At 59.6% G+C, this 16,970-nt stretch carries 17 protein-coding genes; 13 read left to right on the top strand and 4 right to left on the bottom strand.

The genetic code is table 11. The features are described from left to right. Positions 1-132 precede the first annotated feature (132 nt). A complete protein-coding gene (locus EDE09_RS22275; protein WP_105371024.1) occupies positions 133-1,209 on the bottom strand; it encodes a class I SAM-dependent methyltransferase in 1,077 nt (358 codons plus the stop codon). 144 nt (positions 1,210-1,353) lie between these two features. Here EDE09_RS22275 and EDE09_RS22270 point away from each other — a divergent pair, with 144 nt between their 5' ends. Next, complete coding sequence (locus EDE09_RS22270; protein ID WP_105371023.1) at positions 1,354-2,400, top strand: helix-turn-helix domain-containing protein; 1,047 nt, start codon at positions 1,354-1,356, stop codon at positions 2,398-2,400. Between the two features lie 78 nt (positions 2,401-2,478). Continuing rightward, on the top strand, positions 2,479-2,793 hold the full coding sequence (locus EDE09_RS22265) for a hypothetical protein (RefSeq protein WP_105371022.1): 315 nt from the start codon (positions 2,479-2,481) through the stop codon (positions 2,791-2,793). Between the two features lie 61 nt (positions 2,794-2,854). On the opposite strand, the gene gcvA is transcribed toward EDE09_RS22265, so the two are convergent. Continuing rightward, the gene (gene gcvA / locus EDE09_RS22260; protein WP_105371021.1) at positions 2,855-3,796 is read right to left on the bottom strand and encodes a transcriptional regulator GcvA; all 942 of its coding nucleotides are present in this window, start codon (positions 3,794-3,796) and stop codon (positions 2,855-2,857) included. Positions 3,797-3,959: 163 nt separating this feature from the next. On the opposite strand from gcvA, the gene speB reads away from it, so the two are divergent. From speB to EDE09_RS22205, 11 genes are all read left to right on the top strand, one after another. After that, the gene (gene speB, locus EDE09_RS22255; RefSeq protein ID WP_105371020.1) at positions 3,960-5,018 is read left to right on the top strand and encodes an agmatinase; all 1,059 of its coding nucleotides are present in this window, start codon (positions 3,960-3,962) and stop codon (positions 5,016-5,018) included. A 74-nt stretch (positions 5,019-5,092) separates the two neighbouring features. Then, a complete protein-coding gene (locus EDE09_RS22250) occupies positions 5,093-6,181 on the top strand; it encodes an ABC transporter substrate-binding protein (RefSeq protein ID WP_105371019.1) in 1,089 nt (362 codons plus the stop codon). Positions 6,182-6,315: 134 nt separating this feature from the next. Further along, positions 6,316-7,353 carry an ABC transporter ATP-binding protein gene (locus EDE09_RS22245; protein WP_105371018.1) on the top strand — a complete coding sequence of 346 codons (1,038 nt, stop codon included), beginning with the start codon at positions 6,316-6,318 and terminating at the stop codon, positions 7,351-7,353. Then, on the top strand, positions 7,350-8,204 hold the full coding sequence (locus EDE09_RS22240) for an ABC transporter permease (protein WP_105371017.1): 855 nt from the start codon (positions 7,350-7,352) through the stop codon (positions 8,202-8,204). Before EDE09_RS22245 ends, EDE09_RS22240 begins: the two co-directional genes overlap by 4 nt. Further along, positions 8,201-8,995, top strand: coding sequence for an ABC transporter permease (locus EDE09_RS22235; protein ID WP_105371016.1), 795 nt, complete (start codon positions 8,201-8,203; stop codon positions 8,993-8,995). Before EDE09_RS22240 ends, EDE09_RS22235 begins: the two co-directional genes overlap by 4 nt. Then, on the top strand, positions 8,992-9,759 hold the full coding sequence (locus EDE09_RS22230; RefSeq protein ID WP_105371015.1) for a carbon-nitrogen hydrolase family protein: 768 nt from the start codon (positions 8,992-8,994) through the stop codon (positions 9,757-9,759). The genes EDE09_RS22235 and EDE09_RS22230 overlap by 4 nt, the downstream gene beginning before the upstream one ends. Positions 9,760-9,875: 116 nt before the next feature. Continuing rightward, on the top strand, positions 9,876-10,175 hold the full coding sequence (locus EDE09_RS22225) for a hypothetical protein (protein ID WP_105371014.1): 300 nt from the start codon (positions 9,876-9,878) through the stop codon (positions 10,173-10,175). A gap of 136 nt (positions 10,176-10,311) precedes the next feature. Next, positions 10,312-10,692, top strand: coding sequence for a GFA family protein (locus EDE09_RS22220; protein WP_105371013.1), 381 nt, complete (start codon positions 10,312-10,314; stop codon positions 10,690-10,692). A 38-nt stretch (positions 10,693-10,730) separates the two neighbouring features. Then, a complete protein-coding gene (locus EDE09_RS22215; RefSeq protein ID WP_105371012.1) occupies positions 10,731-11,156 on the top strand; it encodes an HD domain-containing protein in 426 nt (141 codons plus the stop codon). Between the two features lie 75 nt (positions 11,157-11,231). Then, positions 11,232-12,011: an SDR family NAD(P)-dependent oxidoreductase gene (locus EDE09_RS22210; protein WP_105371011.1), complete on the top strand. Its 780-nt coding sequence runs from the start codon at positions 11,232-11,234 to the stop codon at positions 12,009-12,011. Between the two features lie 134 nt (positions 12,012-12,145). Next, positions 12,146-12,697 (top strand): isochorismatase family protein, encoded by a 552-nt coding sequence (locus tag EDE09_RS22205; RefSeq protein ID WP_105371010.1) that lies wholly within the window; start codon positions 12,146-12,148, stop codon positions 12,695-12,697. On the opposite strand, the gene EDE09_RS22200 is transcribed toward EDE09_RS22205, so the two are convergent. Further along, the gene (locus EDE09_RS22200; RefSeq protein WP_132412980.1) at positions 12,694-14,283 is read right to left on the bottom strand and encodes an ABC-F family ATP-binding cassette domain-containing protein; all 1,590 of its coding nucleotides are present in this window, start codon (positions 14,281-14,283) and stop codon (positions 12,694-12,696) included. The two genes, EDE09_RS22205 and EDE09_RS22200, sit on opposite strands and share 4 nt — an antisense overlap. Before the next feature lie 1,408 nt (positions 14,284-15,691). Continuing rightward, positions 15,692-16,927 carry a peptidase T gene (gene pepT / locus EDE09_RS22190; RefSeq protein ID WP_132412978.1) on the bottom strand — a complete coding sequence of 412 codons (1,236 nt, stop codon included), beginning with the start codon at positions 16,925-16,927 and terminating at the stop codon, positions 15,692-15,694. Between the last annotated feature and the right edge of the window lie 43 nt (positions 16,928-16,970).

The following is a 16,970-nucleotide window of genomic DNA, read 5'->3' as shown; positions in this document are numbered from 1 at the left end:
TTGCCCTCAGCCATTGCGGTGTTGCGATCACCCCAATGACAAACGAGGCCGGAGCATCATAACAGACGCTCCGGCCTCTCAATGTATAAGGGCGGGATATTCTTTCCCGCCCCCGATCTCCTTCAGGTCAAGTCAAAGCCGCGCTTCAAGGATCAGATTGAACGGCGTTGCCATGGCCCGCCTGAAGTGGGTGAAACCTGCCTTGTAGAACAGATCCCGCAATCGCGCCTCGCCGGCTTGTGCCCCCAGCACGGTGCGGCCGCCGTCGGAAATGGCATGCGCACAGCAGATGGTTGTCGAGGCCGCGTAATAGAGGCGCGCGACGGGCGAAATATTGTCCTCCACGCGATCATTGGCAAAGGGCTCCACCAGCATCACGGTACCGCCAGGGGCGAGCATTCGTGCAGCGTGTTTTGCAGCAGCGAGCGGGTCGCCCATGTCATGGAGGCAATCGAAGAAGCAGATCAGGTCATAACCTGCCCCAGGATAGTCTTCCGCACGTGCCTGTTCGAACGTCGCCCTGTCTGCGACGCCCGCATCGGCTGCAATCTTCCTCGCCTCGAGAACGGATTTATGGTGCGTATCAAAACCCCGGAAGCGCGAGGCCGGGAAGGCTTCTGCCATCATGACCGTGGAATGGCCATAACCGCAACCGACATCGGCAACAGACGCCCCGGCCGTCAGTTTTTCGATGATGCCATCAAGCGAAGGCAGCCATTCAGGGACAAGACTGGCCTTGTAGGCGTTCCGGTAGAACGAAGCGACGCCGCAATAAAGACGGCCGTCGTGGTCTCCCCAGGGGATTCCGGATCCTGTCCGGAAGGCCTCAAGCGCCTTGTCCTCATCCGCCCACATGGAGGCCGGCACGGCCCAGGCGCCTGCGACGAAAACCGGGCTTTCGTCATTCGCAAGTACCAGCGCCTGTTCCGGGGTGAGTTCGAAACGATCCGTTGCGGCGTGGTAGGCGAGATAGCCGCCTGCGACCTGCGAGTTCAGCCACTCGCGCACATAGCGCTCCGCACAGGACGTGCGGTTTGCAAGCTCCCGCGAAGTCAGCGGGCCTGCACCTGCCATTGCCTTGTAAAGGCCGAGGCGGTTGCCGATGCTGATCATCACGCCTCCATAACCGGCGGAAAGATCCCCGATGGCACGGGAAACGATTGCGTCCAGCTTTGCCGGATCTATCGCAGTGCTCGTAACATAATCCATATTGCTATCTCCTTTTCATTCATCTGTTGTGATGATGACTGGAAGATCGCAGGTCAGGGGCTCGACCGGCAGAGCGGGAAACACCAAAATCGGGTCGTTTGGGCCACCTGGTTGCAGCGGCACGAATCGATATGGAGAAGGGTGATGTCGCGTGAGGCGACCGGAACGGATGTCAGGCCGATACATGTGAGCCTTGTGGCTATTCCCGACGCGGTGGTCTCGACGCTCAGCGGTGTGTTCGACGTTATGAACGCCTTTTCCGTTTTCCCGCCTCCGGGACCTGCAAGATCGCAACCTTTCGAAGTACAGATCGTCGGGCTTGAGGCGGGTCCGCTACCGCTGGCAAGTCGCGTGCCGATTACCGTGCAGCGGAGTATTGGAGAAATCGAAACTACCGAGATCATCATTGTTCCCTCCATATTGCTCGCAGCAGATGGCTGGCAGAAAGGTCGATATCCGCAGCTGGTTGCCTGGATACGCAGCATGCACGACAAGGGCGCCCTCCTGTGCTCGGCATGTTCCGGCATCTTCCTGCTGGCAGAAACAGGTCTGTTCGACGGCGCCGACGCCACCGTGCATTTCGGCTACGCCGATACCTTTGCGAAGACCTTTCCTAAGGTTTGCATCCATCCTGAACGGGTGCTGGTTGTCTCAGGCGACCGCGAGAATCTCGTTACGTCCGGCGCGTCGATGACATGGCACGACCTCGTTCTTTATCTGATTGCTCGTCATGCCGGAGCCGCAGCAGCGCAGGCTATTGCCCGCAGTTTTGCGCTTCAATGGCATCAGGACGGGCTTGCGCCTTACATCGTGTTCGAAGGGCGCAGGGACCACGGCGACACGGCCGTCAGATCGGCGCAGGATTGGATTGCTGCGCATTTCTCGGTTGCCAATCCGCTCGAAGAGATGATCCGCCATTCCGGGTTGACCGAGCGCACCTTCAAACGGCGCTTCACCAGTGCTTTAGGCATCAGCCCGCTCAGTTATGTTCAACGGCTGCGGATCGAGGAGGCCAAGCGCCGGCTGGAGCGTACGGATATGTCGGTCGACGAGATCAGCTGGCAGGTCGGATACGAAGAACCCGCCTTCTTCCGCCGCCTTTTCAAACGGGTGACCGGCCTTGCTCCGGCAGCTTACCGGAGGCGTTTTTCCATTCCTGATTTTGCCCGTTCAAGCCAGCGCTCCCGTTGAGCGACCATCTCCGATTGAAAGTTCCGGGAACAAATCGCGCGCCGAGGCATTGAAAGCCAGGCAGAAGGAGGAAGCATCATGACTTATGATCCCAATGACAGATTGAATGAACCTCGCACAACCCCCGGGGTGAACAACAATATGGAAGTTCGCCGCAGCTCCTCGTGGGTGCCGTGGGTAGCCGTGCTCGCCGTCATTCTTGTCGGCGCCTTCGTTTGGTCGCAGATGGGCAGTTCGCCCACCGATCCCCAAACCACCTCTTCAACCACGCCGCCGGCCGCCGACAACGCCTCTCCGGCCCCGGCTCCTGCAACTCCGGCTCCGCCGGCTGCCAATCCTGCTCCAGCAACACCGCCTGCCGGTGGTACTGGCGGGACCGGTACGCAGCCTTAAGCCTTCCGTTCTTCCGTGAACGAACTGAAGCCGCCCGACTTTGCCTCGGGCGGCTTCTTTTTTATGCTCTGCGCCCCCGCAGCAGCGTCCGAGCGGATGTTTGTGGCTCCGCAATCCGATCCGCTTCGAGCGAGGCAAATATCCAATCGATGAAGACGCGCACGATGGGCGTGGCACGCACTGCAGGACGGCAAGCGACATAGAAGGAATCGTTTGCTGCCACGCTCAAGTCGAAAGGAACCACGAGTTCGCCGCGGGCGATCAGATTGCTGGCGGTGATCGTGTCGCCAAGTGCAATGCCCTGTCCATGCAACGCGGCTTCCGTGGAGAAGCGGGCGTCTCCCATAAAATGCTGCTGCCGACGCGGCAGCTCGATGGCGTCCGCGGCCGAAAGCCAAGTATTCCACTCACGGCCATCCGCATCGCCGTGCAGCAAGACGTGGTCTTCGAGATCACGCATGGAGCGCAGCGGCCGGCTGTTCAAAAGCGTCGGGCTGGCGACTGGGAACAGTTGCAAATTGCTCCAGAGCCGTGTCCACGCGTCCGGCCAATTGCCGTCCCCATAGAGAATACAGACGTCCACGTCAGGTGAATGAAGCTGCGCCGGGTCATTGGAGGCGAAGATCTTCAGCCTGACGCCCGGAAATTGCTCCGTGAAGGTGTTGAGCCGCGGAACGATCCAGAAGGACAGGAGCGCCGGAACGCAGGTGATCGACAGCTCACCGCTTGTCGCAGGGCGCTTCATTTGCGCGGTGGCGGCAGCAATCTCGCCGAAGGCTTGAGTGACGGCGGGAAGCAGTAATGCGCCCTCAGATGTGAGTTTGAGCCGCTTGCCGCCGCGCTCGAACAAGGAAACGTTCAGCGACTCCTCCAGCGCTTTAATCTGGTGGCTGACCGCCCCATGAGTAACGTTTAACTCACGCGCCGCTGCCGAGACCGACCCGCTGCGGGCCGTCGCCTCGAAAGCGCGCAACGGATTGAGGGGCGGCAGCCGGCCGGTCATTTTGATCCTTATTGTGAGTTTTTCTCACACAAACCCCTAGAACAATCTCAATTGCTTTTCCAGTCTCTCCTGATTGATAATGATGAAAACGAGGGCGATTGCCCCATGGGAACAAAAATTAGGCTGCGTCCCCCGACGCGGCAGAAAAAAAGGCGAGGCATGCATGGCTTTCGACGGCAAGAAGCTCGAGGAATTGCGAGCCAAATATCTCAACAGCCACGGCGGCGAGATCTTCGATGCAAAATTCAGGAAGGTCGGCGAGAAGATCTTCAACAAGGCGGGTACGCGCGTTGCTCCCTATGCCGGAATACCGACGCTGCTTGACGCTCCCTACCTGCCGGTTGATGCACAAAACCCGGATTTCGGTGATCTGCAGGTGGCCATGATCGGCATGCCGATGGACCTCGGCGTCACCAACCGGCCAGGCTCACGCTTCGGGCCGCGGGCGTTACGCACGATCGAGCGGGTCGGCCCCTATAACCACGTCCTGGAATGCGCACCGGCGCATGAACTGAAGGTCGCCGATATTGGCGACGTGCCTTTCCGCAGCCGCTACCGGTTGGAAATGAGCCACGACGACATCGAGAAGCGGATCAATCAGATCGTTGATGCCGGCGTGCTGCCGCTGTCGGTCGGCGGCGATCACTCGATCACTCATCCGATCTTGAAGGCAGTCGGCAAGAGGGCTCCCGTCGGGCTCATCCATATCGATGCCCATTGCGATACGAGCGGCCTCTTCGACGAAACGAAGTTCCACCACGGCGGTCCCTTCCGCAACGCCGTACTGGATGGCGTACTTGACCCGACGCGCACGATACAGATCGGTATCCGCGGGGCGGCCGAATATCTGTGGGAATTCTCCTATGAGTCGGGCATGACAGTGATCCACGCGGAAGAAGTGACCGGCCTCCGTATTCAGGCGATCGTCGAGAAAGCCAAGGCGATCGTGGGCGACGGTCCGACCTATGTTTCCTTCGACATCGATAGCCTCGACCCGAGTTTTGCACCCGGTACGGGCACGCCTGAAATCGGTGGCCTCACCACCCGCGAAGCGCTCGAATTGATCCGCGGCCTGAAAGGCATCAACATTGTCGGCGGTGATGTCGTCGAGGTCGCGCCACAATATGACGCCACTCACAATACGGCGCATGCTGGCGCGCAGATGCTGTTCGAAATCCTGAGCCTGATGGTGTTCAGCCCTTCCGTGAAGGGCCGAAGCTGATTTAAAGTTCGATAGAAGAGTGGGAACAAGCCGGTCCAGGCCAAGAACCGTCCGGCAAACAAAGGAGAGACATCATGTCCGATATCTTCAACAACAAGATCGGCCGCCGTGCCGTGCTCGGCGGAGGGATCGCCGGTGCTTCCATGCTGGCCATGCCGGCCGTGCTGCGCGCTCAGGACAAGAGCCTGAAGGTCGGCGTATACGGCGGCTACTTCAAGGACTCTTTCGACAAGAACATTTTTGCCGACTTTACAAAGGCCAGCGGCATTGCTGTCGAATCCGTCGCGGAACCGACCGGCGAGGCTTGGCTGGTGCAGCTCGAGCAGGCCGCCAAAGCCGGTGCCGCACCTGCCGACGTCTCGATGATGTCGCAGGTCTCGATGCTGAAGGGCCAGTCCACCAATCTCTGGGCACCACTTGACCTCGCCAAAATTCCAAATGCGAAAAACCTGATCGACCGTTTCGTCAACAAATATCCCGACGGCAAGGTCGCAGGCATCGGTGCAGTCTCCTGGTACATCACGCTCGTGTCGAACACCGACGTGTTCAAGGAGGCACCGACATCCTGGGCCGCAATGTGGGAAAAGGACAAGGAAGACAAGCTCGGTCTGCTCGCCCTGGTGTCCAACTCCTTCCTTCTCGAAGTGACTGCCAAGACCTTCATGGGCGGCACCAAGGCGCTTGACACCGAGGAAGGCATTGTCAAGGCGCTTGAGAAGCTCGCCGAGCTGAAGCCGAATGTGCGCCTGTGGTATCGCGATGAGGCGCAGTTCGAACAGGCGCTGAAATCCGGCGAAATCCCGATGGGGCAGTACTACCACGATGTCACCGGTCTTGCCGCCGCGGATGGCAATCCGGTGCGCTCCACCTTCCCGAAGGAAGGTGGCATCCAGGATTCCGGCTGCTGGGCACTCTCACGCGCATCCAAGAAAACGGAAGAAGCTCACACTTTCATCAACTACATGTGCCAGCCGGCCATCCAGGCGATCTTGTCGCGCAAGGTCGGCACTGCTCCGACCATTAAGCGCGACCTGCTCGATCTAACCGCGGAAGAATTCGCCGCCGTATCTTCCGAAATCGAGCCAATCGTCCCGCGCTACGATCTGTATCAGACCAAGTCCGACTTCCTGAACCAGAAGTGGACCGAGATGATCGCGGGCTGACGGGAACCGCTTGTCTTCTGTGACGAGGGTTACGCTCAGGTTCGGGAACGGCTAACATCGGCCGCAGCCGCTTAATCCCTCCCCCTTGAGGGGAGGGTCCCCCACCACTCGCCGAGCCGATTGACGAGAGCAAAATGTCCGGATTGATCCTTGAGCATGTGACGAAGCAATTCGGCACTTTCACCGCAGTCAACGACGTGAGCCTCGCGGTGGCGGACGGCAGCTTCGTCTGCCTTCTCGGCCCCTCGGGCTGCGGCAAGACCACGCTGATGCGGATGATCGCCGGCCTGGATTTGCCGACCGGCGGCTCAATCAGGCTCAGCGGCGCCGACATCACCCAGGTGCCTACCCATAGGCGCGATCTCGGCATGGTCTTCCAGTCATTGGCGCTCTTCCCCCATCTGACGGTCGGCGAAAATATCGCTTATTCGCTGCGCATCCGGGGCGCGGACAAGGACGCGCAGAAGAAGCGCGTCGACGAACTTCTGGCGATGATCCATCTGCCGGGTTTCGCCGACCGCTCGGTCAACAAACTCTCGGGCGGCCAGCGCCAGCGCGTCGCGATCGCCAGGGCGCTTGCGATCTCGCCAAAACTTTTCCTGCTCGACGAACCGCTGTCGGCGCTGGACGCCAAGCTTCGGGAAGCGATGCAGGTTGAACTGCGCCAGTTGCAGCAGCGGCTCGGCATCACCACCATCGTCGTCACCCACGACCAGCGCGAAGCGATGACAATGGCCGACACGGTCGTGGTGATGAACGGCGGCGAGATCCGGCAGGCGGCCGCGCCAGTTGATATCTACCGCCGCCCGGCCGACAGCTTCGTTGCGGACTTCATCGGCCAGACCAACCTCCTGCCATTCGAAACCGACAGCACCGGCCGCGCCGCCGTGCTCGGAACATCTATCGAAGGACTGGCTCCGCTCACCGGACCGGAGAAGGGTCTGCTTTCGGTGCGTCCCGAAGACGTTCAACTGGCGCCCGCAGGCAATGGCTTGATTCCTGGGACAGTGACCTTCGTGCGCGACCTCGGAGGCACGATCGAGACATTCGTGGAGGCAGGCGGCCAGCAGGTGATTGCGGTTTCTTCGCCGCGAAACCGGCCAGCGGTTCACGTCGGTCAGACGGTCGGCATCAAGCTCGATCCAGCGACAAGCGTGGTGCTCGCCAAATGAGACGTGAACCGCCGCAACGCCTAGGCGATTACGGGCCGCTGTTCTTCCCGGCCGGCATGCTGACCCTGTTTTTCGTGGTGCCATTTGCCACGATGATCGCCGTTTCATTTTTCCAACGCCAACAAGGCGGCTTTTATACGCCGGCCTTCGTGCTAGACAACTATGCGAGGTTCCTGAGCCTCTTCTTCGGCAAAGTCCTCGGCTTTTCCCTGTTTCTCGCCGTCGCGGTCGCCATTGCCTGCGTCGTCGTCGGGGTGCCCTTCACCTATCTGCTCGCTCGCTCCTCACGCAAGACGCAGATCGCCTGGCTGGTCGCGCTGCTCTCCATCCTTTCCCTTTCAGAGGTGATGATCGGTTTTGCCTGGTCGACGCTTTTTTCGCGCACTGCCGGCATCACCAATCTCTTCGTCTGGCTGGGATTGATGAGCCAAGCCCAGGCCCTGACGCCAAGCTTTGGTGCGGTGATGACAGCCATGGCCTACCAGGCGTTCCCCTACACTGTCCTCGTCCTTTATCCAGCCCTGGTCCGGCTTGATCCGACGCTTTCGGAAGCTGCGCGTACGCTTGGTGCTTCGCCGGCAAAGGCCTTTTTTACCGTTGTTGTGCCAGCCTTGCGCAACACCATCCTCGCAACGCTGATCATGGTCTTCATCTTCGCGCTTGGCTCCTATCTGCTGCCGCAACTTTTGGGGCGGCCGCAACATTGGACACTCTCGGTTCTCATCACAGACCAGGCAATCTATCAGTCGAACATGCCGTTCGCTGCCGCAATGGCAGTTTTCCTGGTGCTGGTGTCGCTCGCACTGGTCGGCCTTGCAGTTTATGCCGGACGGCAGAAGGAGGCGAAATGACAGCGCTGCGCCGCCTGCTGTTCTTCGTCGTCGGTCTGTTTTTGGCCTTGCCTCTGATCGTCGTTGCCGGCGTTTCGATCAATCAGCGGCAGACGCTTGCTTTCCCGCCTCAAGGCTTTTCGCTCTCCTGGTACGCCCAGATCTTCACCAATCCAGAATGGCGCAACGCCCTGGTCGCCTCGCTGACGCTGGCGGCCACATCAGCCCTGCTGGCACTGCTGATCGCCCTGCCGCTCGCCTGGTTCCTGTGGCGCCGCCTGGCGCCCTGGGCCAATATCTTCCAGCTTCTCGGGGTCGCCCCCTTCACGCTACCACCCGTCATCACGGCGCTTGGTCTCCTTACCTTCTGGGCGACAACCGGCTTTTATGGTCAGTCCTGGACGGCGGTCATCAGTCACGGGATTTTCTTCGTCACTCTGCCGCTTGTGACACTGTCCCTCGGCTTTTCAGCCATCGATCGCTCTCTGGTCGAGGCGGCAGCGACAATGGGCGCCGACGATCGGACGATTTTCCGTACCATCGTTCTGCCGCTCATCCTGCCGTATATCGTCTCCGGTTACGCCTTCGCCTTCGTGCTGTCGCTCAACGAATATATCGTGGCCTACATGACGATCGGCTTCACCATGGAAACGCTGCCCATCAAGATTTTCAACGCGTTGCGCTATGGATATACGCCGACCATGGCTTCGGTGACGGTGCTGTTCCTGGTCATTGCGGCGGTCATTTTCGGTCTGGTGGCACGGTTCGGTGACCTACCGAAACTGCTCGGTGCTCTCTCGGAGGACAAATGAAAATCGCCGGCTTTCAGATGGAGCCGGTCGTCGGCGATATCGAGGCAAACCTCGACAAAATTGCAGGTGCCGCGGCAAAAGCTGCACAAGAAGATGCCAGGCTGCTTATCGCTCCGGAACTGGCATTGACAGGTTACGGTGCCGCTGAAGCCTTTCCCGAACTCGCCACACCCGCTCACGGACCGGTGACGGATAAACTGTCGGAGATTGCCGCCGTGCATGGGATTGCCATCCTTGCGGGCTTTGCGGAGAAGGCGTTTGAAAACACCTTCAACAGTGCCTTCTTTACCGACGGCAAGGGACAGACGGCGGTCTACCGCAAATGCAATCTCTACGGGCCCTATGAACGGAAATGGTTCCGTCAGGAAGACCCACGCGAGGTTCTGGCGGATATCAGCGGCATCCGGATCGGGTTCCTGATCTGCTACGACGTGGAATTCCCCGAAAACGTGCGTCGTCTCGCCAAGGCGGGCGCCGATCTTGTCGCTGTACCGACGGCGCTGCCGGCCGGTTCGTCGGGGGATTTTATCACCGAACACATGATTAAGGTGCGCGCTTTCGAAAACCAGGTTTTCGTGGCCTACATCAATCATTGCGGCTCCGATCCGCTCTTTTCCTACGCTGGCCTGTCGTCCATCGCCGCGCCGGACGGCAAGCTGCTGGGGCGAGCATCGATCACCGACGAGGCACTGATCTTTGCTGATATAGACCCTTCGGTCTACGCTCGCTCGCGAGCGGAAAACACGTACCTTGCCGACCTGTGATCACGGCCGCTTGCATCAGTCCCGCCTACTCGTGCCACTTCTGGATGGAACGGTTTACTTTTTCGTCAGTTAGCTAAGCGTCATCAGTGGCGGGTAGGGACCAACGGAGAAAGACCATGCTCAAGATAATCTCGATATCTCTTCTGTCACTTGGACTGGCGACGAGCGCCTTTGCTCAAAGCAGCGGCGGCGGCAATGCGCAGGACCAGCCTGGTGATCCTTTGAATAAGGTCAACCCAGGTGCGACACATGCGCCACAAGCCACCGACGATATGACCACCCACAGCACGCGCACCAACTGTGCGCCCAATCTGCAAACGAAGAGCACCTCGAACATGCCGGACAAGACCGGTAATACCAACGTCACGGCAGGTGAGGCTGGTGCCAATACAAGCGGCCAGTCGTCGGATTGCTGAGGTGTTGACTGATAGACGAAAAGGTCGGCGTGAGCCGGCCTTTTTTTGATGGCCGGCACAAGCGTCCGTCGGGCTTTCCATTATTGGGTTCCCGCCCTACCTGCATTCGTCGGACGAACGGATAAGGAGGAAGCCGATGATAGTCCGGTCAGGCAGCTGCCTCTGCGGCAAGGTGACATACAGCGTGAGGGACGCTCCTCTTCGCATCGGCCTTTGCCACTGCGTCGACTGCCGCAAGGAAAGCGGCTCGAGCTTCGTTACCTTCGGCCTCTGGCCGCGGAACGCCTTTAAAAGCTCGGGCGATGTGCGATATTTCCGCGGCCGCGGTTTCTGTCCGGATTGCGGTTCGCGTGTCTTTAACGAGAGCGACGGAGACGCCGTGGAGATCCGTGTAGGGTCGCTCGACATGGCGCCTTCCGATCTCGAACCGACCTACGAAATTTGGGTGAAGCGTCGGGAAAATTGGTTGCGTGCGCTTCCGATCGCTCAATACGAGCAAGATCGAGACAGAGAGTAGCGGGACGCCTCGCTGGCACTCCATCAAAGGGGTTTTTCATGCCGCAGAGGGATTTGCTTGCAAGAGCGATCGCGATCGCCGTTGACGCACATGAGGGACAATCGTCCAAGACCGGGGGCCCGTTCATCGAACATGTGCGACGAGTGGCCGAACAAGTTTACGGAAGCGACGAAAAGCTTGTCGCTTGGCTGCACGATGTCGTCGAGAAAGGACCGGGCTGGTCATTGGATCGCCTGCGCCAGGAGGGTTTTCCTGAACAGATCGTCGCGGCAGTGGATGCATTGAGCAAACGCGACGGCGAGGACTATTTCGAATTTGTCCGGCGTTCCATCTCCAACTCGCTTGCACGGCCCGTCAAGCGCGCTGATCTGAACGATAATCTGGCTCAGGCAAAACAAATGGGGGGAGAGATATCCAAATTTGTCGAGGGTCTGCGCATCCTTGATGAGCAATATCCACGCTGAGCGGCGGAACCTTGGGCCGCCTCCCTCGTTCGTTTCCGCGCAGCACGCGCTGGCATTGACCGACAGGATGGGCTCATGGAATTTCGATCTGAAGTGGCTCTGGTGACAGGCGCGGGTTCGGGCATCGGCAAGGCGGCAGCGATCAAGCTTGCAGCTGAAGGCGCCAAAGTCGGCGTGCTTGGGCATACGAAGGAAGAAATCGACAGGACCGTCGATGACATAAGAAATGCAGGCGGCGAGGCTGTCAGCCTGGAAGCGGATGTGTCGGACGAATCTCAGATGCGCGAAGCCGTAGACAGGCTGGCGAAGACTTTTGGGCGCATCGATATTGTAGTCGCAAATGCGGGAATCAACGGCGTTTGGGCTCCGATCGACGACCTGAAACCGCAAGAATTTGACAAGACGATCGCGATCAACCTGCGCGGCACCTATCTGACGTTCCACACCGCGGTGCCGTATCTGAAAAGACAGGGCGGCTCTGTGATCGTCGTCTCTTCGATCAACGGCAATCGCACCTTCAATACACCGGGCGCCACGGCCTATGTCGCGACCAAGGCGGCACAGGTAGCCGTGGTGCAGCAACTCGCCCTGGAACTCGGCAAGCATGGAATTCGGGTCAATGCGGTCTGCCCGGGAGCAATCGATACGAACATCAATGATAACACGACCGTGCGCAGCGAAAAAGATACGGCGGTCCCGGTCAAATTCCCGAAAGGTGATATTCCGATAACCGGCGGCAAGGCAGGAGAAAGCGAAGACGTGGCCGAAGTCATCCTGTTCCTGGCGTCCAGCCGTTCGCGGCATGTCACAGGCGTACCTATTTTCGTCGATGGCGGGCAAGGCCTGCTGAGATAGGTCACGCGGCATTCAATAACGGCTAACCGGTTGTCTCGAGACGCTGCCCTTGGACCGTAGCGACGCCTTCGCTCTTGAAACTCCCGTTGCAGGCAAACTAGTATCAACCGATATGAGGCTGCGAAGGTACTGCTATGCCGATCAAACCGAAATCCGGAAAGGCTCCGATCATCGTCATCGATCTTCAGACTGGCATGTTTGACGGCGTTGCCGATCCACCTCTCAATGAGGCTGACCGTCTGGTCGAACGGGCGAGAGCCATCTTGGACTGGGCTCGCCGGCAGGGTCGAAGGATCGCTTTCATCCGCCATGATGGGCCTCCAGGCGACCCCCTGGCGCCCGGCGAGCCCGGCTGGCCCGTCTGGCCCGCGCTTGGCCAGGCCGACGACGAGCCGACCTTCTCGAAAAGCGTTGGTGATGCCTTCAGCAATCCTGATCTCGGCCGCTGGATCGAGGAGCAGAACGCGCCCGAAGTGGTGTTGCTTGGAGCGCAGACGGATTTTTGCGTCGCGGCAACGGTGAAAGGCGCCCTATCAAACGGTTTCAGGGTCACGGTCATTTCGGATGCGCACAGTACGCTCGACCAGCCGGACGAGGCGGCATCGGCAATCATCAACCGCTACAATGCACAGTTCGCCGAGGCCGGCGTCAATCTCGTGACGACCGCCAGCTTCACTGAAATCTAGGGCCCGATACCGAGTGCGAGCCGACGGGTAACACCGATCTCATTCAGAAACATTTCATCATGGCTGACCACCAGAAGCGCGCCATCATAGACGCGCAATCCGGCTTCCACCGCAGCGATGGAATCGATGTCAAGGTGATTGGTCGGCTCATCGAGGACGAGCAGCGATGGCGGCTCCAATCCACCGAGCACGCAGGCAAGGCCTGCACGCAGCACCTGCCCACCCGACAACGAGCCGACAACCTGTAAGGCAGCGTCGGCGCGAAACATGAAGCGCGCCAGCGCCGCCCGGCAGGCGTTTTCATCCGCGCTAGGATTGAGCCGCCTGAAATTGTCTCGGATCGTCGATGTGGGATCCAGGAGGCTTACCTGTTGGTCGAGCATGGCGGTCTTCACCATTACCTTTATTGTGCCCGAAAACGGGTGCAATCGGCCGGTAACGAGCGACAACACCGTGGTCTTGCCCGATCCATTCGGGCCTGTTACGGCGATGCGCTCCGGCCCGATGATTTCGAAGGAGAGTTTGCTCAGGACCGGAACGTCCGGAGCGTAACCCGCGGTGACGTTCTCCATCCTCAGCACAGTCTTGTTCCCCGGCAGGCCAGTCGGCGAAAACGTGACCAGAAGCGGCTGGAGAATCTCGATTTTTTCCCGCGCCAAAGAAATATCCCGGATTGCCTGACCCCGGCGGCGCTCGGCAAGCCGGGCATTCTCACCGCTGGTGTTGTCCGCCTTGCGTTTTAGGCCGCCCGCCGCGATGCGCGGCATATCTCCCCTCGCCGCCTTCTTTTTTCCAACGCTGTCGCGTCGCGCCTTGCGCTCCGTCGTTTCCTGAACGGTGCGGTTGACCTCTGCCATTCGCTTTTCGGCATCTGCAAGATCATGTTCTGCGGTCGCCAGCGCCAATGTCTTCCGCTCCCGGTAATGGCTCCAGTTGCCGCCGTAGCGATTGGCGCCGAGCCACGTCAGCTCGAAGATCGCATCGACGGTCTCGAGCAGTTCGCGGTCGTGGCTGACGATGATCGCCCCATCTCGCCACTGGCAGAGAAAATCGATCACAGCCCGCCTGCCGTCACGGTCAAGATTGTTGGTCGGTTCATCGAGGATGAGGAAATCCGGTTCGGCGAAGATCAGCGCCGCAAGCCCGGCGCGGGTGCGCTGGCCGCCCGAGAGGGTCTGGAGCGGCGTTTGCGCATTTGCGTCCAACCCGGCGCGCGCCAAGGCCTCCGCCATACGCGCTTCCAGCATCCAGTCGGCCCGGGCGAGTTCGTCTGCCGTCGCCTCGCCGTGTTCGGCCCGGGCGAGGAGGCAGAGTGCTGCACGTGTGCCGAACAGATCGGCGATCGTCTCATGGGGTCCGACCTGTACGCTCTGATGTAACATGCCGAATGTGCCGGAGATGGACACTGCGCCGGAAGCGGGCGAAAGCTCGCCCGTGATAAGCTTCAGGAGTGTCGTCTTGCCGACGCCGTTACGACCGACAAGCCCGGCCTGTTCTATTCCGAAGCTGAGGTTCAGGTTTGAGAAAAGCGGCCGACCGTCAGGCGTGGACCACGAAAGATTGGACAGAGTGATGGAAGCAGGCATGGACAGACCTCCGGATTGCAAGGCGAAGCGGCATTGCGATCGGATTGATATCCATGGTTGACCATCCTGTCGGTGTTGCGGATGGTCGGAAGCTAGGTCGGAAATGCGGCTGGTTCAAGGTGGATGAAGGCACGCAACGGCCTTCCATTCCCGCCGCCGGGTGTGTTCGCCGAAAGCTTAAACCGGTTTGGGACAAGGAAAAAGTTCGTCGGGGTTGGCCGTTGCTAAGGGCGAAAGTCCTACGATGGGCCGCGACCTTCGGACCGAAGTCCCATACGGGGAACCCTCTCCGGAGTTGCGGTGTTTAGGCTGCAAGTACGCGAAGCCCACTCTCAGCGCCACATTGCATCGGCTTCGCCCATAGTGGCGCATGAAAACTGGGGAACCCGTCGCCTTGCGCGGCGGGTTTCCTCATCGTGCCGTCGCATCAGCGGCCCGCTGGCAAGTCAACTTGCATGTCTCCGACAAGTGGCTCGTCATTGGCGTCGTCATTGAGTGCGGAAATGCTCAACACGCATGCGACGAGCCCGGCGACAAGTAGCAACCCATAAGGCATCGGTGTTTCTCCTGTGCCCCCGAGACCGAGTACACGCGGGAAAACCTAACGTTTCGGCAAGGAACGTGGTTAACGGGCCGATAAAGGAGCCGTTCTGGCACACATGGCGCTTGGCTCGTACGTCGTCTTTACTCTCAGTCCATGTTGGAGGCGAGGAGGTCGCCAGATGTGGCGGCCTCCTGGTCGGCTCGTTAATTCGAAGGAGCCGGCGTAGCCGGTGCTGGACTTGCTGGCGGGGTCGTCCCCGTCGAGGCTGGAGGTGTTGCTGGAGCGGTAGCTGTCCCGGCAGGCTCTTGGGATCCTGGCATGAACATCATCACGGCTATGATGATGACTATGACTGCAACGATACCGATTATCACGTTTCTATTCATGAATGCTCCTCCGTAAGCCTTTAGTGGCTCCCGGTGAGTTAGATCGGACTGCGCATTTGTCCACCCGCCGCCTTATTACAGCGGCCTTTTTCATTCTCGCGATTGGGTCTGGCCTCCATCTCGGCCGAGATACCCAATGCCAGATAAGCAGGGAGGACGCCATGCCGCGGCGCCCCAGCAACCTGATGTCGGGGGCAGATCAATATTTGCTTCGGGCGTGGCGCGGGATGCAGGCGATCAATAAAAAAGAGGACCGAAGCGATTTTCGCCTCGGTCCTCGTTGGCCCCCGCCATGTGTTGCGCCTCTTATCGCCGGAATGTGACTATGCGGCAATCCCGGGTTTTCACCTGCGCTAAACGATACGTGGAATCCCCTATGCCGTTCTCGTTCGCGGCACATAGCGCAAACCCTTTTGCAATCGCCTTGTTCTCAGTCGCGACCAAGCCGGCGAGGTCAGCGGTCCACCGCTACCGCGTCTTAAGCTCGCTCTTCCCAGAGCTTGGCAAGCTCGACGACGGTCTTCACCGCCTTTTCCATGTCCTGGCTGCTGACGAATTCGAGCGGCGAATGGAAGGCGTGACCGCCGGCGAAGATGTTCGGACAGGGAAGCCCCATGAAGGAGAGCCGCGAACCGTCCGTGCCGCCGCGGATGCTGCCGCGAACCGGCTCCATGCCGGCCCGGCGGATCGCTTCGACCGCATAGTCCACGATCTCGGGATGCCTGTCGAGCACTGCTTTCATGTTGCGATACTGCTCCTTCACCGTAAAGGTGAAGCTCGAGCCCGGATAAGCGGCCAGCACCTCCCTGGTGATCTTTTCGAGCAACGCTTCCTTGGTCTTGAGGCCTTGCTCCGTGAAATCCCGAATGATGAAACTCAAGTTCGCCCTTTCCATCACGCCGGAAATGCCCGTCGGATGGATGAAGCCGTCGCGACCCCTGGTGGTCTCCGGCGCCAGGTCCTTCGGCAAACGGTCGATGATCGCACCGGCGATGCGGATGGCATTCTCCATCTTGCCATAGGCAAATCCCGGATGGATCGCGACCCCCCTGATGTCAATCTCGACTGCATCGGCGGAAAAGGTCTCGTCTTCGATCGTCCCGGCAGTTTCGCCATCGAGCGTATAGCCGAAATCGGCGCCGAGCTTCGCCAGGTCCACCTTGTCGACACCGCGGCCGATCTCCTCGTCGGTTGTAAAGAGGATACGGATCGCGCCGTGCTTAATGTCGGGATTGTTGATCAGGAACTCGGCGGCCGACATGATCTCGGCAATGCCGGCCTTGTCGTCGGCGCCCAGGAGCGTCGTACCATCGGACGTGACGATGTCATGGCCGATCAGGTCCTTCAGCACCGAGTGTTCGGAAACCCTGATGACCTGGGTTTGGTCGCCGACAAGCCGGATATCGCCGCCCTGATAGTTTTTGACAATCTGCGGCTTAACACCGGTGCCGGAAAAATCGGGTGCCGTGTCCATATGGGCGGTGAAGCAGACGACGGGCACATTGTTCTTCGTGGTGGTCGCCGGAATCGTTCCGTAGACATAGCCGTGCTCATCGAGATGCGCGTCACTCACCCCGATCGCCAGCAGTTCCTCAACCAGCAATCTGCCGAGGTCCTTCTGCTTCATGGTGGAAGGCTGGGTCGGCGACTTGGCATCCGACTGGGTATCGATGACGACGTAACGGAGAAAACGATCGGTAACGCTATCGGCCATGGCTGAAAATCCAATCTAGCAAAACAGAAGGATGAGTTTTAGC

The organism is Neorhizobium sp. S3-V5DH (assembly GCF_004343065.1).
GTDB lineage: Bacteria > Pseudomonadota > Alphaproteobacteria > Rhizobiales > Rhizobiaceae > Neorhizobium > Neorhizobium huautlense.
The sequence above is the reverse complement of the archived record's forward strand: the minus strand, read 5'-3'. Positions and strand labels throughout refer to the sequence as shown.